Origin of the sequence: Flavobacterium chilense (genome assembly GCF_001602525.1) — a bacterium.
GTDB lineage: Bacteria > Bacteroidota > Bacteroidia > Flavobacteriales > Flavobacteriaceae > Flavobacterium > Flavobacterium chilense.
This window is the reverse complement of the sequence record NZ_LSYT01000008.1, coordinates 116,959-141,354: the sequence shown is the minus strand read 5'-3', so window position 1 is coordinate 141,354 and position 24,396 is coordinate 116,959. Positions and strand designations below refer to the sequence as shown.

At 33.7% G+C, this 24,396-nt stretch carries 19 protein-coding genes; 14 read left to right on the top strand and 5 right to left on the bottom strand.

What is annotated here, in order from left to right; genetic code table 11:
* Positions 1 to 2 precede the first annotated feature (2 nt).
* A complete protein-coding gene (locus A4F88_RS18430) occupies positions 3 to 1,349 on the top strand; it encodes an HlyD family secretion protein (RefSeq protein ID WP_068844196.1) in 1,347 nt (448 codons plus the stop codon).
* Complete coding sequence (locus A4F88_RS18425; protein ID WP_068844195.1) at positions 1,349 to 2,737, top strand: TolC family protein; 1,389 nt, start codon at positions 1,349 to 1,351, stop codon at positions 2,735 to 2,737. The genes A4F88_RS18430 and A4F88_RS18425 overlap by 1 nt, the downstream gene beginning before the upstream one ends.
* A 230-nt stretch (positions 2,738 to 2,967) precedes the next feature.
* On the opposite strand, the gene A4F88_RS18420 is transcribed toward A4F88_RS18425, so the two are convergent.
* Positions 2,968 to 4,218 (bottom strand): DUF445 domain-containing protein, encoded by a 1,251-nt coding sequence (locus tag A4F88_RS18420; RefSeq protein WP_068844194.1) that lies wholly within the window; start codon positions 4,216 to 4,218, stop codon positions 2,968 to 2,970.
* 244 nt (positions 4,219 to 4,462) lie between these two features.
* Here A4F88_RS18420 and map point away from each other — a divergent pair, with 244 nt between their 5' ends.
* The 7 genes from map to pruA all read left to right on the top strand — a co-directional run bounded on the left by map (position 4,463) and on the right by pruA (position 13,180).
* Complete coding sequence (map, locus tag A4F88_RS18415) at positions 4,463 to 5,281, top strand: type I methionyl aminopeptidase (RefSeq protein WP_068844193.1); 819 nt, start codon at positions 4,463 to 4,465, stop codon at positions 5,279 to 5,281.
* Between the two features lie 65 nt (positions 5,282 to 5,346).
* Positions 5,347 to 5,751: a GxxExxY protein gene (locus tag A4F88_RS18410; RefSeq protein ID WP_068844192.1), complete on the top strand. Its 405-nt coding sequence runs from the start codon at positions 5,347 to 5,349 to the stop codon at positions 5,749 to 5,751.
* A gap of 42 nt (positions 5,752 to 5,793) precedes the next feature.
* Positions 5,794 to 6,567 carry a class I SAM-dependent methyltransferase gene (locus A4F88_RS18405; RefSeq protein ID WP_068844191.1) on the top strand — a complete coding sequence of 258 codons (774 nt, stop codon included), beginning with the start codon at positions 5,794 to 5,796 and terminating at the stop codon, positions 6,565 to 6,567.
* Positions 6,568 to 6,688: 121 nt separating this feature from the next.
* On the top strand, positions 6,689 to 9,589 hold the full coding sequence (locus A4F88_RS18400; RefSeq protein WP_082815805.1) for a DEAD/DEAH box helicase: 2,901 nt from the start codon (positions 6,689 to 6,691) through the stop codon (positions 9,587 to 9,589).
* 82 nt (positions 9,590 to 9,671) lie between these two features.
* Positions 9,672 to 10,934: a type IX secretion system plug protein gene (locus tag A4F88_RS18395; RefSeq protein WP_068844190.1), complete on the top strand. Its 1,263-nt coding sequence runs from the start codon at positions 9,672 to 9,674 to the stop codon at positions 10,932 to 10,934.
* A gap of 79 nt (positions 10,935 to 11,013) precedes the next feature.
* The gene (apaG, locus tag A4F88_RS18390; protein ID WP_068844189.1) at positions 11,014 to 11,400 is read left to right on the top strand and encodes a Co2+/Mg2+ efflux protein ApaG; all 387 of its coding nucleotides are present in this window, start codon (positions 11,014 to 11,016) and stop codon (positions 11,398 to 11,400) included.
* A 154-nt stretch (positions 11,401 to 11,554) separates the two neighbouring features.
* Complete coding sequence (gene pruA, locus A4F88_RS18385) at positions 11,555 to 13,180, top strand: L-glutamate gamma-semialdehyde dehydrogenase (protein WP_068844188.1); 1,626 nt, start codon at positions 11,555 to 11,557, stop codon at positions 13,178 to 13,180.
* 101 nt (positions 13,181 to 13,281) lie between these two features.
* On the opposite strand, the gene A4F88_RS18380 is transcribed toward pruA, so the two are convergent.
* From A4F88_RS18380 to A4F88_RS18370, 3 genes are read right to left on the bottom strand one after another with little or no spacing between them, the layout of a single operon-like run.
* On the bottom strand, positions 13,282 to 15,024 hold the full coding sequence (locus A4F88_RS18380) for a CocE/NonD family hydrolase (RefSeq protein WP_068844187.1): 1,743 nt from the start codon (positions 15,022 to 15,024) through the stop codon (positions 13,282 to 13,284).
* A 13-nt stretch (positions 15,025 to 15,037) separates the two neighbouring features.
* The gene (locus A4F88_RS18375; protein ID WP_068844186.1) at positions 15,038 to 15,757 is read right to left on the bottom strand and encodes a LytR/AlgR family response regulator transcription factor; all 720 of its coding nucleotides are present in this window, start codon (positions 15,755 to 15,757) and stop codon (positions 15,038 to 15,040) included.
* Complete coding sequence (locus tag A4F88_RS18370; RefSeq protein ID WP_209442834.1) at positions 15,754 to 16,815, bottom strand: sensor histidine kinase; 1,062 nt, start codon at positions 16,813 to 16,815, stop codon at positions 15,754 to 15,756. The genes A4F88_RS18375 and A4F88_RS18370 overlap by 4 nt, the downstream gene beginning before the upstream one ends.
* Before the next feature lie 390 nt (positions 16,816 to 17,205).
* On the opposite strand from A4F88_RS18370, the gene A4F88_RS18365 reads away from it, so the two are divergent.
* A complete protein-coding gene (locus A4F88_RS18365) occupies positions 17,206 to 17,937 on the top strand; it encodes a hypothetical protein (protein ID WP_068844184.1) in 732 nt (243 codons plus the stop codon).
* An 87-nt stretch (positions 17,938 to 18,024) separates the two neighbouring features.
* On the opposite strand, the gene rsmG is transcribed toward A4F88_RS18365, so the two are convergent.
* On the bottom strand, positions 18,025 to 18,654 hold the full coding sequence (rsmG, locus tag A4F88_RS18360) for a 16S rRNA (guanine(527)-N(7))-methyltransferase RsmG (protein WP_068844183.1): 630 nt from the start codon (positions 18,652 to 18,654) through the stop codon (positions 18,025 to 18,027).
* A 107-nt stretch (positions 18,655 to 18,761) separates the two neighbouring features.
* On the opposite strand from rsmG, the gene A4F88_RS18355 reads away from it, so the two are divergent.
* The 4 genes from A4F88_RS18355 (at position 18,762) to A4F88_RS18340 (ending at position 24,100) form a co-directional block, all read left to right on the top strand.
* Positions 18,762 to 19,856, top strand: a complete 1,095-nt coding sequence (locus A4F88_RS18355; RefSeq protein WP_068844182.1) for a fatty acid desaturase family protein — start codon at positions 18,762 to 18,764, stop codon at positions 19,854 to 19,856.
* Positions 19,857 to 19,927: 71 nt separating this feature from the next.
* The gene (locus A4F88_RS18350) at positions 19,928 to 21,121 is read left to right on the top strand and encodes a pyridoxal phosphate-dependent aminotransferase (RefSeq protein WP_068844181.1); all 1,194 of its coding nucleotides are present in this window, start codon (positions 19,928 to 19,930) and stop codon (positions 21,119 to 21,121) included.
* 361 nt (positions 21,122 to 21,482) lie between these two features.
* A complete protein-coding gene (locus A4F88_RS18345) occupies positions 21,483 to 21,938 on the top strand; it encodes a ferritin-like domain-containing protein (protein WP_068844180.1) in 456 nt (151 codons plus the stop codon).
* 293 nt (positions 21,939 to 22,231) lie between these two features.
* The gene (locus A4F88_RS18340) at positions 22,232 to 24,100 is read left to right on the top strand and encodes a peptidase U32 family protein (RefSeq protein WP_068844179.1); all 1,869 of its coding nucleotides are present in this window, start codon (positions 22,232 to 22,234) and stop codon (positions 24,098 to 24,100) included.
* The last annotated feature ends 296 nt before the right edge of the window (positions 24,101 to 24,396 follow it).

Below are 24,396 nucleotides of genomic sequence, written 5' to 3'. Positions count from 1 at the left end.
CCATGTTAAATATCTCTGACAATAAAACCAAATTACAGTCACTTGATCAATACGAGACTGTAAGAAATCTGAGCAACAGACCGCATTATAAAATTTTAAATAAAATCATAATAGGCACATCAATTTTAGGGATAATTGCACTTTTCCTGCCGTGGACACAAAATGTTTCGGGATCAGGATCCGTAACTACCTTAAAACCGAACCAAAGACCCCAATCGATACAGAGTGTAATTTCTGGCCGAATAGAAAAATGGTATGTACAGGAAGGTGATTTTGTAAAAAAAGGCGATACTATTTTATTTATTTCTGAAATAAAAGAGGATTACATGGACCCAAATTTGGTTGCAAACACCAAAAATCAGGTTGATGCCAAGAAAAACTCTCTGGAATCGTATGACGAAAAAGTTCAGACACTTTCAAGTCAGATTCAGGCTATAGAAAACGAAAAAAGACTAAAACTCGAACAGGCAAAAAACAAAGTAAGACAATCGCTTTTAAAAATAAAAAGTGATAGTATTGACCTTGTTGCAGCAAAAACACAATTGCGAATTGCCAACACGCAATACAATCGTTCGGTTCAATTAAACAAAGAAGGTTTGAAACCTCTTACTGATGTCGAAGAGAAACGTTTAAAACTACAAGATGTTGATGCCAAAATTATCACACAGGAAAACAAATACCTGACCAGTAAAAACGAATACATCAATGCAAAAGTTGAGATTAACCGAATTTCGGCTGAGTATTCTGAAAAAGTAGCCAAAGCAAAAAGTGATCAGTTTACTACTCTTAGCAATAAATTTGACACAGAAGCTCAGGTTAGCAAATTAGAAAACCAATATACCAACTACAGTTTAAGAAATGGTATGTATTATATCAAAGCAGCACAAAATGGCTACATCAACAGAGCTTTGCAGGCAGGTTTGGGCGAAACGATAAAAGAAGGAACGCCAATTGCTACCATAATGCCGTCTCAGTACGATATTGCTGTAGAAACTTATGTAAACCCAATAGATTTGCCTTTGATCAGAAAAGGAGCAGAAGTTCGTGTTTGGTTTGACGGTTGGCCAACAATTGTATTTGCCGGCTGGCCTGATATGTCATACGGAACCTTTGGAGGAAAAGTAGTTGCGATAGAAAATTTTATAAGCACAAACGGAAAATACAGAATCCTGATAGCTCCTGATCCTAAAGAAGCACACTGGCCAAAACAACTGAGTATTGGTTCCGGCGCTCAAACTATTGCTTTACTGGACACTGTACCAATCTGGTTTGAGATCTGGAGAACCTTAAACGGATTTCCTCCTAATTATTACAAAACGGGTGAAAAAGTAACTAAAGAGAAAAAATAATGAAACGGATACTTATAGCTTTTCTGTTTTTGGGCTTTACCGCTTTTGGTCAGGAAACCATTTCTAAAGAACTTACTTATAATGAGTTTCTTGGATATGTAAAAAAATACCATCCTTTGGTTAAAAACGCCAATTTAGAAATAAGCAAAGCACAAGCCAATCTGATGATGGCAAGAGGTGGTTTTGATCCAAAAATAGAAGTCGACTTTAGTCAGAAGAAATTCAAAGACAAAGAATATTATTCTATTCTAAACAGCAGTTTTAAAATCCCAACCTGGTACGGAATCGAATTAAAAGCAGGATTTGACAACAATGAAGGTGTTTATCTAAATCCTGAAAATACAACGCCAAATCAGGGATTAACCTCGTTTGGAATCAGCGTTCCTATTGGTCAGGGATTATTCATTAACCAAAGAATGGCCGATGTTCGAAAAGCAAAAATTCAGATCAAATTAAGTCAGGCGGAAAGAAAGCTTCAGGCAGTAAGCATTTTGTATGATGCATCTGTTGCTTATTTTAACTGGAAGAAGAATTTTGAAGAAATGAAGCTTTACGAAACGTACAACCACAATGCCGAAGTACGTTTAGAAGGAATTAAATCTTTAATTACTCAGGGCGACAAACCGGCGATAGATAGTATTGAAGCGGGAATTATTGTAAAAAACAGAGCTTTAAGCCTTGAAGATTCTAAATTAAAATTAGCCAAAGCAAAACTGGAATTATCCAATTTTATGTGGCTTGACAACAACATTCCGTTAGAACTTTCAGATGAATTGGTTCCTGAGGCAGCTCTTGAAAATACCTTACAGGAAACTTTAAAAACAAACGATTTATTACAAGGTGATTTTAGCCTGGAAACACATCCAAAACTAAATGCACTGCAAAATAAAATAGAGATTCTAAATGTAGAAAAAGACCTTAAACAAAACATGTTACTGCCTAAGATCAATGTAGGATACTCCTATCTGGCAGAACCGAGTTATATTGATAATTATCGTTTTCAGGATTATAAAGTAGGCTTAGAATTTTATTTTCCGCTGTTTCTTAGAAAAGAACGCGGAAGCTTGAAACTGGCGAAATACAAACTTCAGGAAAGTCAATTTGCACTGGCTCTCGAAAAGACACAATTGACGAATAAAATAAGTGCACAAAAAATAGAAATCAATTCACTGGTGAAACAAAAAAAGCTGGCGAAAGATTTGGTAGAAAATAATATGACGATGCTCACTTCTGAAGAACGTTTGTTTTCTTTTGGAGAAAGCTCTTTATTTTTGATCAACACTCGTGAGAATAATTTAGTGAGCGCCAAACTAGCTTCTATTGCATTAGAAAACCGTTTCTATATTTCGAACTCAGAACTTTTCAAAATCATGGCAAATCCTGATTAATTTATTAACCATATAAGTGATATAAGTTCATTTAAATAGAACTTAAAAAAATCTCGCAAAGGCGTAGCAGAATAGTAAAGGAAAATAAACTTTCCGACTCTGCGCCTTTGCGAGAACTATTTTATAGTAAAATGTAAAACTTAAAAAATCTTGATTCGATTATATACTTCTTACATGATTTATTTCAGTAAATAAATACTGCCTTATAATTACTCATATCACTTATATGGTTAAAAAACAAAATGACAAAGCCACTCAACTCCATAAATTACCAGACCAATAAGTCCGCCAACCAAAGTTCCGTTGATACGAATGTATTGGAGATCTTTTCCAATTTCAAGTTCCAGTTTTTCTGAAACCTCTTTGCCGTCCCAGCTTTTTACGGTTGACGAAATCAAATCTCCAATCACTTTTTTATTATTCAGAAGAATGGATAATAAGTCATTTTTAATAAAATTATTGATCTTATCGATCATAATTGTATCTTCTTTAATTCCGTTTCCGAAACCCTGAATCAAACTTGCGATATTGTTTTTAATCGAAGACTCATCCCCTTTTTCCAAATCATTTGTGATTGATAATTTTATTTCATCCCAAATTCCGTTTATATAATCCTGAACTTCTTTTTTACCCACAAAATTTAAAATCATATTGTTGATTTTAATTCTCATTTCTTCAGAGTTTTTTACTTTTTCGAGGAAATTATAAACGTATTCGTCAATTTTAATTCTCACAGCACTTTCCGGATTTTTGGCTTCATTCAAAAAATCCTGCAATCCGTTAAAAACACCTTCTGTTATGCTTTTATCGGCAAGACCAAAACTCAGAAAAGGTGTTGAGGCTTTTACTTTTTTTCGGATCAGCTCTTTATTATTGGTCAATTCTGCACTCATCACTTCAAGTAAATTCGTTAAAAGCTGATCTTTTACATTTCCTTTCTGTAAAGGCTCCAGAGCTAATGCTACCCAATTCCCAAAATTTATTCCTTCCAGTTTTGCAGCAAACTGAACCTGAATAAATCTCTTTATATCTTCGTCTTTAATAGTCTTTAAAATTCCCGGAATAATATTTACGGCAACCACATTAGCTACTTTATCTGCATTTTCTTCCTGCGAAAGCCAATCTGAAGCTTTTGTGGCAAAATTGAATTCTTCGAGTTTAATTTCTAATTTATCCCGATTCAGAAATTCCTCCGAAACAAAATTTCCCAGATTCTCTCCAATTTCATTCTTTTTTGTCGGGATAATCGCTGTGTGCCAAATCGGAATTCCCAACGGATGACGAAATAAGGCTACAACAGCAAACCAGTCGGCAATTCCGCCTACCATTGCCGCTTCACTAAAAGCCTGTAACATTGGAATTTTAAAATAAATTGCAATGACAAAAAGTAACACTGCAATTCCTAAAAGTGCCAAAGCATTTTGCTTCATTTTTCGTAAAGCTTTTACTTTGGATATATCCTGATCTATAGTAGTTTTCATAATTTCAATCGTTTATACTACTAATTTAGGGCTTTTTTACGAGATCGTTCTTTATTCTTTATCTTTAAATAGCCACGAATTCACGAATTTTATTAAAAAAACAGTGTTTATAAATTTGAAATAAAGAAAATTTGCGAAATCAACATTCAAATTTAATTTGTCTAATTCGTGGATTCGTGGCAAAAAATAACTCGAAAAATTTTAATTAAAAATTGTACTTTTGCGAACTGAAAATCTGAAAAATATGATTATCCCAAAAAATAGAGAGGAAATCGAATTAATGCGCGAAAGTGCTTTGATCGTATCTAAAACATTAGGAATGATTGCTTCTGAAATTAAAGAAGGAGTTACTACATTATATCTGGACAAACTAGCCGAAGAATTCATTCGTGATCATGGTGCAGTTCCTAGTTTCCTTGGATTGTATGATTTCCCGAATTCACTTTGTATGAGCCCGAACTCTCAGGTTGTACACGGAATCCCAAATAATACGCCTTTGCAAAGCGGAGATGTAATATCTGTAGATTGTGGTGCATTTAAAAACGGATATCATGGCGATCATGCTTATAGTTTCGAAATTGGAGAAGTTGCTCCTGAAGTTAAAAAACTTTTAAAAGTAACTAAAGAATCTCTTTATGTTGGAATTAGAGAATTTAGAGCCGGAAATCGTGTAGAAGATGTTGGAAATGCGATTCAAAAATATACTGAATCTCACGGTTACGGAGTAGTTCGTGAATTGGTTGGACATGGTTTAGGGCAAAAAATGCACGAAGAACCGGAAATGCCAAACTACGGAAAACGTGGCCGCGGAAAACTTTTTGTTGAAGGAATGGTCGTAGCTATTGAACCCATGATTAACCTTGGAACAAGAAACATCAAACAACATAAAGACGGCTGGACTATTACCACAGCAGACGGAAAAGCCAGTGCGCATTTCGAACATGATGTAGCATTAATTGATGGTAAGCCAGAATTATTATCGACTTTTCAATACATCTATAAAGCTTTAGGAATCGAAAGTAACGAAGAGGACGAATTTAGAAAAGTGCCGCTAGTATTATAATTATTCCGCAGAGATTCACAAAGATATACGCCAAGATTTACAAAGTTATTTATACGCCTTTTAAAATGTATGCTGAAAATTTAATCTCTCAAGAAGAACTAGATACTATTTCATATAAAATTATTGGTTTAGCAATCGAAGTTCACAAACAATTAGGTCCCGGCTTATTAGAATCTGCTTATCAGGAGTGTTTGTATTATGAAATTATGAATTCTGGTTTAAGTGTTGAAAAACAAAAAGCTTTACCCATAATATACAAGGACATAAAATTAGATCACGGATATAGAATAGATTTGTTAATTGAAAATAAAATTGTCATTGAATTAAAAACTGTCGAAGCTTTTACAGATGTACATTTTGCGCAAATACTTACATATTTAAAGCTAGGAAACTATCCATTAGGACTATTAATTAATTTTGATTCAAAAATTTTAAAAAACAACATAAAAAGATTTATAAACACTTTGTGAAGCTCTGTGCCAACTTTGTGTAACTCTGCGAAACAGCTCTCCATGAAAAAACTATTCAAACTAGTCTTAAATACAATACCGCGTCCATTGTTAATTCGTTTAAGTTATGTGGCACGTCCCATTTTAGCTTTCTCATTAAGAGGAGATAAATTTACAGATCCTATCGATGGTAAAAGCTTTAAATCATTTTTACCTTACGGATACGGAAAACAACGCAACAATGTGCTTTCGCCAAGTACACTTTCGTTAGAAAGACATCGCTTGCTTTGGCTGTATTTAAACGATCAGACTGATTTTTTTACAGCACCCAAAAAAGTATTGCATTTTGCTCCGGAGCAGGCTTTTTATAAGCTATTCCGCAAACAAAAAAACCTTGATTACACAACAACTGATTTATTTTCGCCTTTGGCAGATGTAAAAGCAGACATTTGTAATTTACCTTTTAAAGACAACGAATATGATGTGATTTTATGCAATCACGTTTTAGAACATATTCCTGACGATACAAAAGCGATGCAGGAATTATTCCGCGTTTTGAAACCGGGCGGAATGGCGATTCTTCAAATTCCGCAGGATTTAAACCGTGAAGTTACTTTTGCAGATGATTCGATTACAGATCAAAAAGAACGTGCAAAAATATTTGGTCAGTACGATCACGTTCGTATTTATGGCCGTGATTACTTTGACAAATTAAGAAGTATTGGTTTTATTGTAATCGAAGAAGATTATACCAATAAAATTGCACCGGAACTGGTTGAAAAATATTGCCTGGCAAAAGGCGAGATTATTCCACTTTGTTTTAAACCGGAAAACTAATTTTTCACCATATAAGTGATATAAGTTCATTTAAAAAGAGTTTTCAAAATAGAAATAATTTGAAAACTCTTTCTTTTTTTGCCCTATTCCCAAAATACAAGCCTAACCAAATCCCTAAATCTTGGAACCTACAAAATCATTTCAATTTTGCTTTGACATCAGTTTAGAAAAAAACCTGAATACTTTTCTTCCAACGGCCTATATTGTTGAAAACACTGATGAGATCAAATATTTAGACAAAAAAGCAAGTCCCGGCGTAATGCAAAGCTTTGGAATTCTTTTTGATAATTTAGATTCTAATTCAAAAAAAATACTGACTGCCTGCGAATCTTTAAAACCTGAATTTATTTTTAAAAAGTTCAGTGCCAAAATCAAATCGGCTAAAACTATTGCGGATTTGCAGAAAGATTCAAAAATTGATTTTGCGATTCGTCAGCACTTAAAATTTCATTTGGGTTCCTTTTATGATTTAATTATAAAAGAACAATTTCCGTTATCTCTTAACATTGGACCAGAAAAAGATTTTTATCGCTCCAAAGTTGATGTAAGTCCGCTTTATTTTGAACCGCAGATTCAGTTTGACAAACATGCTGAAGGAATTACTTATACCCTTTCTTTAAAAGAAAACGAAACTGCTTTTTCGCCAATGGACAGCAAAGCCGATATTCTTTTGGATGAACCGGGCTGGTTGATTATCAATAAAAAATTAGGACAATTAAAAGAACTTAACGCCAAAAAATTAACCCCTTTTTTAAAGAAAAAATCAATTGAAATCCCATCAAAATTAGTTGATGATTATTTCAAAAGTTTCATTCCTGAAATAGCAAAAAAAATCGATATTAAAGCAAATGGCTTTGAAGTAGAAAATCGTGATAAAATTATTTCCTGCACGATTCAGCCCGTTCATGATTTTTTCAAAAACTGTTATTATCTTAATCTTTATTTTGATTATGACGGATATTCTTTTGATGCTTCTAAAACAAAAAAAACACATTCGTTTGTTGATTTCAGCATTGCCAATCAACCTAAAATAATTCAGTTTAAACGAAGTCCGGATGAGGTTTTTTATACCAATAAATTGGCAAAACTTGGTTTAAGCATAATTAAAAATGAATTCTACGGATTAACTTCAGAAGCTGAGAATCCAGATCCTTATATCAATATTCAATTTATTATTGATCATAAAGAAGAACTGGAAAATTCAGGATTTACAATTGAAAATCTGAAAGCCGAAAGCAAAGAAATCATTACAGAAAACCATACTGTTTTAGCTTCAAAAGAAACTACCGGAGATTGGTTTGATATCAAAATCATCATTACGATTGGAACGTATAAAATTAATTTCAGCGAAATCATTCCAAACATAAAAAGTAAAGAAAGACTTTTTCAATTGCCTGACGGAAATTATTTTCTTATTCCGCTGGAATGGTTTAGCAAATACAGTTCGCTGGCAAAATTAGCTAAAACAGAAAACGGAAATCTCCTTTTACGTAAAAGCAATTTTACTGCTCTGGATGCCATTCCGGAAATTAAAGACGATGTAACTTACAAAGCTGAATACAAAGCTTCTGAATTACTGAAAGCAACTTTAAGACCGTATCAAATTGAAGGTGTACAATGGCTTTTAGGTCATTTCAATTCGAATTTAGGGGCTTGTCTCGCTGATGATATGGGACTTGGAAAAACACTGCAGACTTTGGCTGTTTTGGTTGCCGTACAGGAACAATTAGGGTTTACTACCAAAACTACCAATTTTGATTTGTTTGCAAACGAAACAACTATCGAAAGAGAACCACTTAAAGCTTTGATTGTTTTGCCTTCTTCATTGGTTTTTAACTGGTTTAATGAAGCGGGGAAATTCACACCACATTTTTCAAAAATGCAATATGTGGGTAACGACCGAAAACAATTAGTAAGCAGATTAGCCACAACTGATTTAATTTTTACGAGTTACAGCATCATCCATAGGGATATTTCTATTTTAGAAAAATATGATTTTCGCTATTTAATTTTAGATGAAAGTCAATACATTAAAAACAAAGATTCTAAGATTTTTAAAGCAATAAACAAGATTAGTACAGCGCATAAAATTGCATTAAGTGGTACGCCAATTGAAAACTCACTGGACGATTTATGGTCGCAGATGCAGTTTATAAATCCTGATATTCTGGGGAATTATAAGTTTTTCATGGATAATTTTAAAACTCCTATTGAAAAAAGACAGGATGAGGATAGCTTATTGGAACTAAAAAATCTTGTTCAGCCTTATATTTTGCGACGAACCAAAGAACAGGTTTTAAAGGATTTACCGGCATTATCAGAACAGATTTATTATTGCGACATGGATCCTGAACAGGAAAAACTGTATGAAAAAGAAAAATCAAAAGCGCGTAATTTTTTACTCAAAACAGATGGTTCCGGAACAGATAAAATCAGTATTATTAATACGCTGATGAAGTTAAGACAGTTAAGTAATCATCCTAAAATGATAGATCAGGAATCAGAAATTGATTCTGGAAAATATATTGCAGTAACTAATTATCTGGAAACTTTAGTCCATGAAAAACAAAAGGTTATTATTTTCAGTTCATTTGTCACAAATCTTGGATTCTATACAGACTGGTGCAAGCAAAACAAAATCCAATATTGCGAAATTACAGGAGACACACCTGCAAGTAAAAGAGAACAACAGGTAAAATTATTTCAGGAAAAAGAAGAACCATTGTTGTTTTTCATTTCATTGAAAGCAGGAGGTGTTGGTTTAAATATTACTAAAGCGTCTTATGTCTTATTCCTTGATCCGTGGTGGAATCCTTTTGCAGAAAAACAGGGTGTGGGAAGAGCGCATCGAATTGGACAGTTAAACAAAGTGAATGTTGTTCGATTTATTTCTAAAAATACGGTAGAAGAAAAAATAATCAACCTCCAGGAGAACAAAAAACTATTATCAGATTCACTTTTAGAAGAAAGCTATATCAACGATGAGCTCGAAGTGAATTTAGAATATATTCTGAGCTCTTAACAAATTGTTATCAAAACCCATTAAGTAGGCATCGTATTACATTATATAAATTGTTATATTTACAATCTTACAATGTAATATGATGTCAAAATTTTTGTTTCAGAATCTTCTGCTGATTTTCATTTTTGCTTCGGCGACAGCCCAGGAAGTACAAACCGAAATAGATCCTCCGTATAATATTAAAACTGTTTCTTTCGTTCAAAATGGCGGTAATGTTGTTCCGATATTTGAATTGGGCGACACATTTGAACTTCAGTTTGATGATTTATTTGGCAATGAAGCCAATTATTATTTTGAAATCACACATTGTGATTATAACTGGAAACCAACCGATATTCCGAAAACAGATTATTTACGCGGTTTTGACAATCAAAGAATTACGGATTATTCAAATTCGTTTAACACCCTGCAAATTTACTCGCATTACAGGCTTGCATTTCCTAATCAGTTTACGACTCAGTTACGAATTTCAGGAAATTATATTCTGAAAATCCTCAATGAAGACAAGGAAGTTGTTTTTTCCAGAAAATTCATTTTATACGAAAATCATTGTACTGTAGCCGCTCAGGTAAAACGCAGCCGTAACCTCAGCAATATTGATTACAAACAAAATCTGGATTTTTCAATTATTTCAAACGACATTGTTTTTCAGACTCCGCTACAAAATGTAAAAGTTCTTTTGCTGCAAAATGGCAACTTTAATACCAGCATTAAAAATGTTCCTGCACAATATACGATTGGGAATCAGCTGATTTATAAATATGATGCAGAAACACAATTTTGGGCTGGAAATGAGTTTTTATATTTTGAAAACAAAGACATTCGTGCCGCAAGTAACAATGTAGGAAGAGTTGGTGCAAATAACGATATTTACAACGCTTATTTGTTTACAAACCGGGCAAGAGCCAATCAAATTTACACCAATAATCAGGACGTAAACGGAAATTTTGTCGTTAAAAACATCAATGCTTCCAACAACGAAATCGAAGCTGATTATGCCTGGGTTTATTTTAGTTTATCTGCTCCTACTTTCAGATCATCAAACAAAGACATTTATGTTACTGGTATGTTTAACAATTACAGCTTGTCGCCAGAATACAAAATGGATTATAATACAGATAAAGGTGTTTTTGAAAAAGCGGTTATGATTAAACAGGGTTTTACGAATTTTCAATATACGATTGCCGATAAAAAAGGGGTTATCGATTATGAAAATGCCATAGACGGAAACTTTTATCAAACTGAAAATGAATACACCATACTGGTTTATTATAAAGAAAGTACAGATCGTTACCAGAGAGTTATCGGAAAAGGAAACGCAAACTCAATAAACATCATAAATTAAAACATTGTTAAGGTTTTAGTTTCAATCATTTTTTTTTGTAGATTTGCCCGTATAACGCACACATATATACTACTTTAGTATGGTTTCTCAGATTACAAGAGGCATTAAAATATCTGTTTTAACTAGTTTTGAAGGTACTTACTTCAAAAACTACAAGATTCACTTTGCTTTTAGTTATGTAGTTACAATCGAAAATCACAGCAAAGATTCTGTACAATTAACTTCACGTCACTGGGACATTTTTGACTCTTTGAATGATATAGAAGTTGTCGATGGTGAAGGTGTTATTGGTAAAAAACCAGTTCTAAAACCGGGAGAAAATCACACTTACAGTTCCGGTTGTTTGCTATCATCTCCTTATGGTGCCATGAAGGGCTACTTTAACATGATTAATTTCACTACTACCAAAACATTCAAAGTAATTGTTCCTACTTTTAGAATGTGCGCTCCTTTTGCATTGAACTAAAATAGCGTTTAAAAACTATAATTTTTATAGTTATCTTAATCATAATTTTATCAAATTATTAATTTATCCTTTGTACTTTTGTGCAACGTTAGATTATTCGTAACAAATCAAATCTTCTAACCTGTAAATTGTCTAATTATCTAATTTAAATAACATGCTAAAAGGATTCTTTCATGTACCAAAAGCGGTAAACGAACCTGTAAAAGGGTATGCACCTAACTCACCAGAAAAGGCAGCTGTTCAGGCAGCTTATACTACAATGTGGAACTCTCAAATCGATGTTCCTTTACACATTGGAAGTGAAGAAATCAGAACTGGAAACACTAGAAATATTACAGCTCCTCATGATCACAAACACATTGTTGGAAAATATCATTTAGCTGAAAAACAACATATCGAAAAAGCGATTGCAAATGCTCTTGAATCAAGAAAAGCATGGGCAAATATGGCATGGGAACAACGTGCTGCTATTTTCTTAAAAGCTGCTGAACTTATCGCAGGACCATACAGAGCTCGTATCAATGCGGCTACAATGATTGGTCAGTCTAAAAATATTCACCAGGCAGAAATTGATGCTTCTTGTGAATTAATTGACTTTTTACGTTACAATGTTGAGTTTATGACTCAAATCTACAACGATCAGCCAAAATCAGATTCTACTGTTTGGAACCGTTTAGAGTACAGACCTCTTGAAGGTTTTGTTTACGCAATTACTCCTTTTAACTTTACTGCTATTGCTGCAAACTTGCCTGCAAGTGCTGCTATGATGGGTAACGTTGTGGTTTGGAAACCAAGCGACAGCCAGGTATTTTCTACAAAAATTATTCTTGATGTTTTCAAAGAAGCCGGAGTTCCTGACGGAGTTATCAATGTAGTTTTTGGAGATGCTTTAATGATTACAGATACTGTTTTAGCAAGCCGTGATTTTGCAGGTGTTCACTTTACAGGATCAACTCATGTATTTAAAGATATCTGGGCTAAAATTGGAGCAAACATCCACAATTACAAAACTTACCCAAGAATCGTTGGTGAAACTGGAGGTAAAGATTTTATCATCGCTCACCCAAGCGCAAACGTAAAACAAGTAGTTACAGGAATTACTCGTGGAGCATTTGAATTCCAGGGACAAAAATGTTCTGCTGCATCTAGAGCTTATATCCCACAAAGTTTATGGCCAGCTGTAAAAGAGCAATTAATCGCTGATGTAAAATCTATGAAAATGGGTTCTCCGGAAGATTTTGGAAACTTTATTACTGCAGTTATTCACGAAGGTTCTTTTGATAAATTAGCTAGTTATATCGACCAGGCTAAAAAAGATGCTGATGCTGAAATTATCGTTGGAGGAAATTATGACAAATCTGTTGGATACTTTATCGAACCAACGGTTATTGTAACGACAAACCCAAAATATACTACAATGGAAACTGAGTTATTTGGACCAGTTATCACGATTTATGTTTACGAAGATGCTAAATGGGAAGAAACTTTAGAATTAGTTGATACTACTTCTGAGTATGCTTTGACAGGAGCAGTTTTCAGCCAGGATCGTTATGCTATTGAAGTAGCTACTACTAAATTGCAAAACGCTGCAGGTAACTTCTATATCAACGACAAACCAACTGGAGCCGTTGTAGGAATGCAACCATTTGGTGGAGCAAGAGCTTCTGGAACTAATGACAAAGCAGGTTCTGCATTGAACTTATTACGTTGGGCTTCCCCAAGAACTATTAAAGAAACTTTTGTAACTCCTGAAGATTACAGATATCCTTTCTTAGGTTAATTTTTAGTTTCAAGTTTAAAAATGTTTCAGATTTCAAGTTAGAAACCATATCTATAAAAAAGCCGAATCTTTTCATTAAGATTCGGCTTTTGTTTTTTCTGTTATTTCAAAATTGGAATTTTTACAAAACTATCATTGTACCATTTTATTCTTAATGGTTCTTTGGCATCTTTTATACTTTCTTCAGTGACTATTTTTCCGGTTCCGTAATTTAATTCTGAAAACGGATTTTTATTTACATTTAATGTGATGAGCAATCTGCTTCCTTTGCTTAATTGTTTACTTATTAAATGTGTGTTCGAAAAAGGAATTGATTCAATAGTATTTGGTTTCAACAGATTTCTTTTGGTAATATCTTTCGAATAACTGGCACGGCCAATGAAATAAGCCAAATGAAAATAAGTTCCGTCAGGCATTACTTCATACAAAGTCACTCCAATATCCATATCTTTTTTATTGATACTGGCTTTGATTTCTCCCAAAAATGAACCATTTACTAATAAAGGTTCTTTTATTGGATCACTGATAAAAACATATCCGTTTGTTGTATCAACTTGTTCATTTATGATGGGATCCGGGTAATAATAATTATTACTGTTTACTCTGTCAGCAAAATCAACCTCTTGAGGCAAATATCCTTTTTTAGCAGGTTTCTTGTTATTCAATGAATAAAAATTACCTGATTTAGTATTGCTCAGATAAAATGTTAGAAAGCCGTTGTTCATTTTTTCGAGAGACGGAGCACTTCTCCATTCATTAGCTCCCATTACCTGATAATTAATCCTGTCTTTTAAAATTTCCGGTTTGGGTTTATTTTTAAAAATATAATCAAACCATTCATAGGTTATTTTATTTGTATTAATCAAAGCATCTGCATCGACTTTATAACCATTTAGCACAGCTGTTCCTCCTTTTTGCGCACCAAAATGGCTGTATGGTCCTATAATTAAATAAGAATCAGCTTTGGGATTATATTTATGAAGCTCTCTTAAATAATACAAACTTGAATTTTGAGAATCGTTGTAATAGCCGTCAATTGCAAGAACAGGAATATTTATATGAGCAAAATCTTTTTGGTATGGCGCCATTTTTTGCCAATATTCATCAAAAGAAGGATGTTGGATCCATCGTTGAAAAAGCCTGTTCGGACTGCCATCAATGCTGTCCAGTTTTTTATAAGCCACTCCGCTTTGCCACCATTTAAATTGCATTTTTCTAAAACGCTGTCTGTCATTTCCTGCAACAGTATCCAGATATTTATTGTTTCCAACAAAAAACGACCATTCGTAATTAGGGTTTATAAATACATTATTTTCCATGGGCAAACCCATTCCGGGTCTGTTGGCAACATACGGAACTATTGTTTTAAGTGCGGGGTGCATCTTTTTGCAGGCTGCCCATTGTGTAAATCCATTATAACTTCCGCCATACATGCCTACTCTTCCATCGCACCATTCTTGTTTACTGATCCAGTCGATGACATCATAAGCATCATTGCCTTCATTTTCGTATGGAAGTATTTCGCCGGGACTAAAACGCTTTCCTCTTGTATATGCAATCACACCAACATAATCATTATCTGCGGCTGCTTTTAAGGATTTAATATCTCTTCCCTGATCTGAAACGTAAATAGTAAATTGAAGTATAACCGGTTTTGGAATAGAAACTCCTTTTTTTCGCACTACGATTGCCGATATAAAAGCACCATCTCGTGTTTTAATCATCACACTATCCTGAACATTGTACACACTTTTTAAATCCTCTGCTTTTGTTTTGCTTGTCTGCTGCGAGAATGCATTTGCTATTAATAAAATAAGAAATATAAAATTCAAGGTCGTTTTCATATAATCGTTCTGTTTAAATTCCGTTACTATTTTTAAATTTTACCGATTGCCGTTTTGACACCTTTAGTAATTCTCCGGTTTTTAGTTTTATTTCCAGTCCACCATCAATTGTTTTGTGCAGGTCCTGAATATATTTAATGTTTACAATTTCGGTTCTGTTTATTCTAAAAAAGATATTTTCATCCAGTATTTCTTCCCATTGACGAAGAGATCGTCTTTGTAACGCTTTTTTGTCCTGAAAAAAAAGTCTGGTGTAATTTTCCTGTGATTCAATCAAATAAATCTCATCTAGCGGGATAAAGAATCTTTTCTCTCCATCTTTAATAAAAATTCTTTGGTCTTGTTTTGTCGAATCATTTACAGGAGATTTCGAACCTAAAGTATTTCTTATTTTTTCGATTGCTTTCGAGAAGCGTTCTTCTCTTATAGGTTTCATTAAATAATCTAAAGCATTTACTTCAAATGCCTGCACAGCATATTGATCATAAGCAGTAATAAAAAGTACCGACGGCACATGATCTAAAGATTCTAATAAATCGAATCCTGATTTTTCCGGCATCTGAATATCTAAAAAAATCAAATTAGGCATTTTCGTTTCGATTAAATCCTTGGCTTTATCAGCATTTTCAGCTTCGCCGATAAGAACAAAATCTTCATAAGACTTTAAAGCCTGTTTGAGTTCTTCTCTGGATAAACGTTCGTCATCTACTATTATAACTTTTATCTTTTTCATTTTGATGGTATTAAAATCGTTGCCAAAACCGTTTCATTATCCATTTCTTTAATTTCAAAAAAGGCATTTCCGTTATATTGCAAGAACAATCGCTCTTTCAGATTATTTAATCCAATACCCGAATCTTTAATCTCTTTGTTTAGTTTGCCTGAATTCTGAACCGTAATTTTCATAAAATTGCTTTCGGTTTTCACTTCTACAGCAATAAACCCACCGCTTTTTCTTTTTTCAATTCCATGCTTTATGGCATTTTCAACTAATGACTGAATGCTAAAAGGCAGAATTAAATGAGCCAATTTTTCTTCATTTGTTTCAATTTTAATTTGCAACCGTTCTTCAAAACGTATTTTTTCTAATTCGAGATAATCCTTAACCAGATTAATTTCGTCACTTAAGGGAATTAATTTTTCAATATTACTGTTTAAAGAATTCCGTAACAACTCAGACAAAAGATCAATTGCTCTTCTGGCTGAATGCGGATTTTCCAATACCAAAAATTTTATATTATTTAAAGAATTAAAAAAGAAATGCGGATTAAGCTGCGCACTCAGATTATTGAGCTGAGCTTCTTTTAGTATAATCGACAATCGGGCATTTTCTTTTACTGTTTGCAATTCAAGTCTTGAATAGTGATAAAGATGGTAAGCCAATATCCAAATAGACATCAATCTGGTTCCTGTGATAAATATTTGCAATTGCACCGATTTAAAAAACACTATAAACGGTAAAGGATTGCTCTTTAAAACAAAGAGACGAACCAGATATAATTTACCGGCAATTAAAACTGTATATAACAGAGAAAGTATTAAAACACCAATTACTATTTTTGGAATTAGTTTTTTTAGATTTAGTTTATTCCATCCTTTTTTTAAGGCAAAATTCCGGTAAAGATGCGTAAGTCCAATACCAATCAAGACGTCAAGTATTAGATCTGTAATACCAATTTTCCAGATAAAATTACCAGTGAAAAAAGCCTGAAATCCCCAATACAAAGAAGCTGTAATCCATCCTAGAAGCTGAATTTTCCAATAAGTCGATATTGTTTTAGTTATTTTCAAAGTAAAAGATATTAGTACTGTAGTAAAGGTATTTCTCTACTACAGACTGCACAAATAAAAGTACATGAAAGAGCCATAATCGATGATGAATGAAATTTATTCGTAATTCTATTAGATTTAAAGCTTGTAACTTATCTCTAACAAAAGTCAAATCCCCAATAAAAGAACTTCTGTTGAGTGTAGGTTTTACCAAAACAATATTTGTAGTAATTTACTTATTATATTAATTATCAATCATATACCTCTTAAAAATAGCTTATTTTGTTACTTAAAAAACGTATTGTGACGTAAAAAAAATAAGTCTCCGTATAAATTTGCCTTTTTAAAATAACACCTCAAATTTTTGAACAAAAAGTTTAAAAGAGACACAAATACTAACAATAAATAATTATGAAAAGTTTAAAAAATGTACCACAAATCATTTTAGATTCAAGAAACATTGGACATCCAATTAACTTTAAATGGACCAGAAAAAAAATAAATCAAATCTTAGATCCTTTAGAAGGAAATGAAGAATTAGAAATGCTATTGGCAGGCATTAACCACAAAGCCTCGATTGGACTTACAGCAGCACTATTAGAATGGATATACTGGAGATTTACAGGATACACAACGAATGTAAACGATACAGAAAAACGCATTGAAGCACTTTGGTGTTCGATCGAAAATCCGGAACAAACAGATCCTTTATTATTTGACCTTGATTTAGAAATTCCAGCCTCAGGCCACATAAACGGACCATTATGGATTGCGCTAATGAATGTTAGAATGATAGATCTGAGATATAGAAAAGGATCTTATTATTTGCAAAATGAACTTACGGGTCTGGTGGTACTGGCGCGTCATATTACAGCAAAGAAAAAGGTTTTTGATAAATGGTTCCAAAACATTATTACCCAATTAAATCGTTTATACCCTTGTCCTTATAATAATGCAAATCTGGACGAAACAGATGAAGCGCGTTATGATTCATCAAATGAACCTGTGATCTGTCGTGACTTTTTCTTCGACTCTGACTTTCAGTTTACAATTGAAGCATCCAAAAATGCGATACATGATTTCATTGAAAATTTAGATCCTAAAGCAAACCCGTTTTTGCACCTTACACAAAAAGCATCTTAATTATAATTCATTCTTTCATTAAAAAACCCGACAACAGTACTTCAAAAAGTAACATTGTCGGGTTATTTGCTTTAGGCTACTGTTAATTTATGCCTTAAATTTTAAAGGAAGATGAACCACTTTTTTAGTTTCAAAAAATTCATCTTCAAAAATTTCTGTTAAATCGTATAAAGTTGCTTTTGGAAAATCTTTTAATTCCTCGGTCAAATCACCACCTTTCAGATAGAGAATTCCGTTTTGCAAAGTATGCTTGTTTTGTTTTTTGATTTTATCTTTTATCCAGGAAACAAAATCAGGCATATTGGTTACGGCACGACTTACAATAAAATCAAAATCTCCTTTTACCAGTTCAGCACGTTTTTGCTCTGCTTTTACATTCTTTAATTCTAAGGCATCCACAACACCCTGAACCACTTTTATTTTTTTGGCAATAACATCAATCAGATAAAAACGGGTTTCAGGAAAAAGAATTGCCAATGGAATCCCCGGGAAACCACCTCCTGTTCCAACATCCAAAACTGTTGTTCCAGGTTCAAACTTCATGATTTTAGCAATTCCTAATGAATGTAAAATGTGTTTTGTATATAACGAATCAATATCTTTCCTGGAAATAACATTGATTTTCTCATTCCAATCGTGGTATAAAAAGTCTAATTTTTGAAATTGTTCGATTTGAAGATCGGTCAAATCAGGAAAATATTTCAATATCTCATCCATTGCTTTAATTTTTTAACAAAAGTACTACTTTACGATCGAAATATTTAACTCAATTTTGCAAATTGAAAATTTATAATAATTACCTTTGAAACCTATTTAAAATAATTATGAATAACACTGCTCCTACATTTGCTAAGCAAGATAATCTGAAGTTCTTCAGAACACTTAACTCACGAGTAAACAATTACTTCAAGGAGAATAATATTCAGAAAACCGGAAACTGGAAACTGCACCTAAAAGCTATTATTCTTTTTGCTGTTTTCCTGACTCCGTACTTTTTAATATTAACCCTTGATATGCCGTTTTGGGCTCAATTGCTTTTAAACATTCTTATGGGTGTGGGTATGGCCGGAATTGGAATGAACGTAATGCACGATGGTAACCATGGTTCTTACTCTTCTAAATCCTGGATCAATAAAATTATGGGAGGAAGTATTTATGTTCTCGCCGGAAATGTACACAACTGGCAGGTACAACACAATGTACTTCACCATACTTATACCAATATTCATGGTCATGACGAAGATCTTGATGCCGGAAGAATTATTCGCTTTACACAAAGTGCAGAATGGCGTCGTTTTCATAAATTTCAACATTACTATTCGTTTTTCTTATACGGACTTTTGACTTTTAATTGGGCTTTAACAACTGATTTTAAGCAAATGAGAGACTATATCAAAAGAAAATTATCATACGGAGCACCACAAAGTCCAACTAAACTATGGACTGTATTAGTCATCACAAAAATAATTTACATTTTAATCTGGATCGCTTTACCAATGATCTTGGGTGTAACATGGTGGAAAGTTGTGATTGGATTTTTTGTAATGCACTACACCGCAGGATTAATCTTAAGTATCGTATTTCAATTAGCACATGTTGTAGAAGAAACTTCAAACCCAACTCCTAATGAAGATGGAGAAATGGAAAACACATGGGCAATTCATCAGTTATACACAACTGCTAATTTTGCTCCAAAAAACAAAATTATCAACTGGTTTACAGGCGGATTAAATCATCAGATTGAACATCATATTTTTCCAAATATCAGTCATATCCACTACGGAAAAATTGCCGAAATTGTAAAACAAACCGCAATTGAATGTAATTTGCCTTATCACGAATTCAGAACCATGAGAGGAGCTGTTTTGGCACATTACAAACATTTGAAGGATCTTGGTATGAAACCGGAACTAGCATAACACAAAAAAATCTATTAATAATTAACCTTCCTTAATTAAAGTTGAAATTAAGGACATTCAAAAATTTTATAATGAATCATATTCTTTCAGACAGAATCAACAACCTGGCGACATCACAAACTTTAGCAATGGCTGCTTTAGCTCGCGAATTAAAAGCACAAGGAAAAGACATTATCAGTTTAAGTTTAGGCGAACCAGATTTTAATACCCCTGACTTTATTAAAGAAGCTGTAAAAAAAGCAGTCGATGAAAACTATAGTACATATTCTCCGGTAGAAGGTTATTTGGAATTGAGAGAAGCAATCTGCAGAAAATTCAAAAGAGATAACGGATTAGAGTACAAACCAACTCAAATCGTAGTTTCTACAGGAGCAAAACAATCTTTATACAACATTGCACAAGTAATGTTAAACGATGGTGACGAAGTTATTTTACCGGCACCATACTGGGTTTCTTATTTTGAAATCGTAAAACTTTCTGGTGGAGTTCCTGTTGAAGTTCCAACTTCTGTTGAAACCGATTTTAAAATCACTCCAGAACAATTAGAAGCTGCTATCACACCAAAAACAAAAATGATGTGGTTCTCTTCTCCATGTAATCCTTCAGGATCTGTTTACAGCAGAGAAGAATTAACAGCACTTGCAAAAGTTTTAGAAAAACACCCAAATATTTACGTAGTTGCTGACGAAATTTATGAGCACATTAATTTCTCAGGAACTTTCTGCAGTATCGGTTCAATTCCGGGAATGTTAGAAAAAACAATTACCGTAAACGGAGTTGCAAAAGCATTTGCCATGACAGGATACAGAATTGGATATATTGGAGCACCGGAATTTATCGCAAAAGCGTGTACAAAAATTCAGGGACAAGTAACTTCAGGAGCAAATTCAGTAGCACAAAGAGCAACAATTACAGCTGTAGACGCAGATCCAAGTGTATTAAACCACATGGTTCAGGCTTTCCACACACGCAGAGATTTAGTAGTTGGACTATTAAAAGAAATTCCGGGCATAAAAATCAACGTTCCGGAAGGAGCATTTTATGTTTTCCCAGACGTATCTTCTTTCTTCGGAAAAACTTTAAGAGGTCATGAAATTAAAGATGCAAACGATGTTTCGATGTATCTTTTGGCCGAAGCAAATGTTGCAACTGTAACCGGAGACGCTTTTGGAAATCCAAATTGTATTCGTTTCTCTTATGCAACAAGCGACGATATTTTAAAAGAAGCATTACGCAGAATCAAAGAAGCTTTGGCTGCATCATAATATTCTAAGTTTTACTAAAACAGCTTAAGGTTCAAAAGTTTCATCACTTTTATACTTTAAGCTGTTTTTTTATGTATTATTTTGGGCGTGTCCCTCCGGGTCGGGCTATCCGCTACAAGTCCTCGCACTTCCTTCGTCAGGCTGTGGGCTTTTCACTACTATCCCTCACGCAAAACGGTAAATTAGACCGTTCATTTTTCAAAAGAAAATCGGCTTCAAGCTGCCAAATCTGCATGAAACCCTTTTCTTTCTTTCAAAATTCCCATTCTACAATATTGTAAAACAACAACCGTAATCCTGTAAAACATAACGCTTTAAAAGTTGCCAACTTTGTAATGTATTAATTTAAAAACTATTAATCATGACACATACAGATGTAACCACACAGGAAACCGTTAAAACTTTAGAAGGATTAATTTCAATTCTTGAAGACGGAAAACTAGGATATACAAACGCTGCCGAACATATAGAAAACCTGTCAATGAAAGCTGATTTTCTGGAATATGCGCGCGAAAGAGCTTTATTTATTGTAGAATTACAAGACGAAATCAATAAACTTGGAAAATCGACAGACACCTCAGGCGGAGGGCCATTAGGAGCTTTACACCGTACCTGGATCGACATCAAATCATCTTTTACCGGTGGCGATACACAAGCCATCATAAATGCTTGTGTAACTGGTGAAGAAGCTGCTGTTGAAAAATACAAAAAAGCACTCGAAGATAATAATCTGGAACATAATCAGATTTTTATTGTTTCAAAGCAATTAAACAGTATTCAAAATACTTTATCACAAATTAAAATGAAAACGAATTAACAATTATTGAAGCTTTTTATTTTAGAAAAACTGCTTAGTTTAAATAACTGAGCAGTTTTTTTTATTTTTCATATATCGACATCATGAGCGGATTAAAATCCGCTCCCTACAATATGTTTTGAGCTTACAGCTCTTCTTCATTATGTCCCGAAGAAATGATTCATTTTCTAGCAATAGATTTAAATCCGTTAACAATTTCAAAAAAATCACTTCAGCATTAGTAAACTCGAAATATTTATAAGAACTTTGCAAACTTTTTTCCGTGAATACCACAAAAGGTTAAAGTCTTAAAAATGAAGAAGAAAATCGAAATATTAGCTCCTGCTAGAGATTTAATTGGAGGAATCGCAGCCATAAACAGTGGTGCCGATGCAGTATATATTGGTGCACCACAATTTGGAGCACGTTCTAATGCCAACAACTCAATCGAAGATGTTGCTGAACTAGTTAAATACGCGCACTTATTTAACGCACAGGTTTTTGTGGTTATGAATACCATTTTATACGACAACGAATTAGAAACGTGTCGCGCTATGATTTGGGAATTATACGATATTGGTGTCGATGCATTGATCATTCAGGATATGGCGATTATGGAAATGGACTTGCCTCCTATCGTACTTCACGCCAGCACACAAGCTAATAATCGTGATGCAGATAAAATTAAATTCTTAAAAGACGCTGGTATCAAACGTGTCGTTTTAGCACGCGAATTAAACCTGCATCAAATTAAAACGATTTACGACGAAGCTGATGTTGAGTTAGAGTTTTTTGTAACCGGAGCTTTATGTGTATCCTTCAGTGGGAACTGCTATATGAGTGTGGCAAACGGAGAACGCAGCGCTAACCGTGGTTCTTGTGCACAAAACTGTCGTTTACCTTATAACTTAATCGACGGAAATGGAGATACTTTAATCAGAAACAGTCACTTACTTTCGATTAAAGATTTAGATGTTTCAGATCAGATTCCGAATTTAATTGAAGCGGGAATCGTTTCATTTAAAATCGAAGGAAGATTAAAAGACGTTGCTTACGTTAAAAATAACGTTTCTTATTTACGTCAAAAATTAGACAGTTATTTAGAAGAAAGCGATAAATACATCAAAGCATCTTCAGGAAAATGCACCTATACTTTTGATTCTACTTTAAATAGAACTTTCAATCGTGGTTATACCGATTATTTCGTAAACGAAAGACACAGCTCGATTGGTTCTTGGGAAAGCCCAAAATCAAAAGGTCAATATATTGGAAAATTAATCCGAACTGTTGGAAACGCTTACGAAATCGAAAACGGTGAATTACTAAACAACGGTGACGGACTTTGCTTCATCAACGAAAATAATGAAGCTGACGGAATCTATGTAAACAAAGCAGAGAACGGAAAAGTATATCCAAATGTTTTAAAAGAAATCAAAGACGGAACTTTCATTTACCGAAACAATGATATCGCTTTTATCAAAATTGTAGAAAGAGAAGACAGCGCCATCCGAAAAATCGGAACGACTTTATTACTTACTGAAAATGAAAACGGTTTTGAATTAATCGCAACCGACGAAGATGGAAATGTAAGCACCGTTATTTTAGAGCACTCAAAAGAGCAGACAAAAACTGGCGAATCAATCGAAGAAAACATTAAAGTTCAATTGGCAAAAACAGGTTTTACGCCTTACAGCGCTGACGAAATCAACATTATGTTTTCTCAAAACTGGTTCCTTCCAATTTCGAGAATCAACGAAATGAGAAGAACAGTTTACGAGCAATTATCAGAAATTCGTTTGGCAAATTACAAACGCGAAGAACACCAATTAGTAAAAACGTCACATCCGTATCCTGAAACTAAATTGGATTTCATGTACAATGTTTCAAACAAAACCGCTCGTAAATTCTACGAACGTCACGGTGTTACCGAAATCGAAAAAGCATTCGAATTACAATGGGATCCAGGAAAATCTCGTGTAATGACAACCAAATATTGCATCAAATACGAATTAAAAAAATGCCCGATTCACCAAAAAGACATCGTTGGTGTTAAGGTAAAAGAGCCATTAGTATTAAAACAGGGAGAATTGGAATACAAACTAAAATTCAACTGTAAACCCTGCGAAATGGAAATCTGGGAAAAAGATGCTGAATTTGAGATTGAAGAAGATCATTTTCATTGATTTTACCGCAAAGATTCACAAAGAAACACACAAAGGTTCGCAAAGATTAATTTAAAATCTTTGCGAACCTTTTCTTTTTTTACCCATTCTATTTCCTCAATCTTGTCATTTCGAGGAACGAGAAATCTTCGCAAGTAACTCCGTTCCAATAAGCCAATCTTTGTAGAGTTACTCGTGGAGATTTCTCGTTCCTCGAAATGACAAACTGTGTGGTTACTTTATCTAAAACTTAGGTTAGTTATTAAATTAAATCTGCTCGATCTGCAAAATCTGCGTGAAACACTTTACACACCTTT

What these genes read in the sequence shown, in the direction of transcription:
- A4F88_RS18430 (WP_068844196.1), top strand. Translation starts at nt 3, where the DNA reads ATGTTAAATATCTCTGACAATAAAACCAAATTACAGTCACTTGATCAA.
- A4F88_RS18425 (WP_068844195.1), top strand. Translation starts at nt 1,349, where the DNA reads ATGAAACGGATACTTATAGCTTTTCTGTTTTTGGGCTTTACCGCTTTT.
- A4F88_RS18420 (WP_068844194.1), bottom strand. Translation starts at nt 4,218, where the DNA reads ATGAAAACTACTATAGATCAGGATATATCCAAAGTAAAAGCTTTACGA.
- map (WP_068844193.1), top strand. Translation starts at nt 4,463, where the DNA reads ATGATTATCCCAAAAAATAGAGAGGAAATCGAATTAATGCGCGAAAGT.
- A4F88_RS18410 (WP_068844192.1), top strand. Translation starts at nt 5,347, where the DNA reads ATGTATGCTGAAAATTTAATCTCTCAAGAAGAACTAGATACTATTTCA.
- A4F88_RS18405 (WP_068844191.1), top strand. Translation starts at nt 5,794, where the DNA reads ATGAAAAAACTATTCAAACTAGTCTTAAATACAATACCGCGTCCATTG.
- A4F88_RS18395 (WP_068844190.1), top strand. Translation starts at nt 9,672, where the DNA reads ATGTCAAAATTTTTGTTTCAGAATCTTCTGCTGATTTTCATTTTTGCT.
- apaG (WP_068844189.1), top strand. Translation starts at nt 11,014, where the DNA reads ATGGTTTCTCAGATTACAAGAGGCATTAAAATATCTGTTTTAACTAGT.
- pruA (WP_068844188.1), top strand. Translation starts at nt 11,555, where the DNA reads ATGCTAAAAGGATTCTTTCATGTACCAAAAGCGGTAAACGAACCTGTA.
- A4F88_RS18380 (WP_068844187.1), bottom strand. Translation starts at nt 15,024, where the DNA reads ATGAAAACGACCTTGAATTTTATATTTCTTATTTTATTAATAGCAAAT.
- A4F88_RS18375 (WP_068844186.1), bottom strand. Translation starts at nt 15,757, where the DNA reads ATGAAAAAGATAAAAGTTATAATAGTAGATGACGAACGTTTATCCAGA.
- A4F88_RS18365 (WP_068844184.1), top strand. Translation starts at nt 17,206, where the DNA reads ATGAAAAGTTTAAAAAATGTACCACAAATCATTTTAGATTCAAGAAAC.
- rsmG (WP_068844183.1), bottom strand. Translation starts at nt 18,654, where the DNA reads ATGGATGAGATATTGAAATATTTTCCTGATTTGACCGATCTTCAAATC.
- A4F88_RS18355 (WP_068844182.1), top strand. Translation starts at nt 18,762, where the DNA reads ATGAATAACACTGCTCCTACATTTGCTAAGCAAGATAATCTGAAGTTC.
- A4F88_RS18350 (WP_068844181.1), top strand. Translation starts at nt 19,928, where the DNA reads ATGAATCATATTCTTTCAGACAGAATCAACAACCTGGCGACATCACAA.
- A4F88_RS18345 (WP_068844180.1), top strand. Translation starts at nt 21,483, where the DNA reads ATGACACATACAGATGTAACCACACAGGAAACCGTTAAAACTTTAGAA.
- A4F88_RS18340 (WP_068844179.1), top strand. Translation starts at nt 22,232, where the DNA reads ATGAAGAAGAAAATCGAAATATTAGCTCCTGCTAGAGATTTAATTGGA.